Source organism: Algihabitans albus (genome assembly GCF_003572205.1).
Taxonomy (GTDB): Bacteria; Pseudomonadota; Alphaproteobacteria; order Kiloniellales; family DSM-21159; genus Algihabitans; species Algihabitans albus.
In genome coordinates this window covers 1-1253 of record NZ_QXNY01000014.1, presented here as the reverse complement: position 1 = coordinate 1253, position 1253 = coordinate 1, and the positions used below count along the sequence as shown (strand labels likewise).

Below are 1253 nucleotides of genomic sequence, written 5' to 3'. Positions count from 1 at the left end.
TTCGTCTTCATCGGAGATCGTTCAGGAACGGCACCGCGCGATAGCCTTCCGCGCAGCCCGTGGGCGTCCGGCTGTCAAGAGCAGGTCAATCGCCTGACGGCGAAGTGGATGCACTCCGGCTTTTCCACGTGAAGCGGGAAACCCAGTTTGAGAGGCGCGCCAGCCTTTGCAGGCCCGCGCTTCTCTCAAACCCCGCCGATGACGAATGCGCTCTACGCCGACTTCACTCCCGACAAGAAGGTATCGACCTCGCCGCGCAAGCCTTCGGTTTGACGGCTCAATTCCTGAACCGCCGAAAGCACCTGGCCCGCCGCCCGGCTGGTCTCGTCGGCGCCGTCGTTCACACCCGAGAGCGTCTGGGTCACCTCGCTGGTACCGGTCGCCGCCTCCTGGACGTTGCGCGCGATCTCGCCGGTGGCGGCTGTCTGCTCCTCCACCGCCGCCGAAATCGAGCTGGCGATACCGGAGAGCTTTTCCACCGTCTTGGCGATCACCTCGATCGCCTCGACCGCGCCGCTGGTCGCCCCCTGGATCTCGGCGATCTGCTGGCCGATCTCCTCGGTCGCCTTGGCCGTCTGGGTCGCCAGGTTCTTCACCTCGCTCGCAACCACCGCGAAGCCCTTGCCGGCCTCGCCGGCCCGCGCCGCCTCGATGGTCGCGTTCAGCGCCAGAAGGTTCGTCTGCTCCGCAATGTCCGAGATCAGGCTCACGACCTCGCCGATCCGCTCCGCCGCCGAGGCCAGCTGGCGCACCGTGTCCTGGGTGTCGCTCGCTTGCTGCACGGCCTCCCGCGAACTGCTGGCCGACTGCTCGACCTGATGCGCGATCTCGCGGATCGAGCTGGACAGCTCCTCCGAGGCCGAGGCCACCGTCTGCACGTTCGCCGAGGCCTGGGTCGAGGCGCTGGAGGCCGAAGTCGCCTGCACCCGCGTCTCTTCCGCGATCGAAGACATGGACTGCGCCGTGGCGTTCATCTCCTCCGCCGCACCGGACACGCCCTGCAGCACCTGAGAGACCGCGGCGTCAAACTGTGCCGTCAGCTCCTCCAGACGCTTGGCCCGGGCGACCTGCTCTTCCTGCGCCTCACGTTGCTCGGCGGCCAGGCGTTCAGACTCGATCATCGAATCCTTGAAGACCTGGACGGCCTCCGCCATCTCCCCGATCTCGTCCTTCTGGCCGACACCGGGGATCTCCACCGTCTTGTCGCCGTCCGCCAGGCGCCGCATGGCGCCGGTCATGGCGCCGATCGGCCG

1 protein-coding gene is annotated in these 1253 nt (G+C 67.6%); it reads right to left on the bottom strand.

What is annotated here, in order from left to right; translation table 11 throughout:
• Positions 1–212: 212 nt before the first annotated feature.
• Positions 213–1253, bottom strand: a 1041-nt coding sequence (locus DBZ32_RS21935) for a methyl-accepting chemotaxis protein (protein WP_162906921.1), incomplete at its 5' end; no start/stop codon positions are given.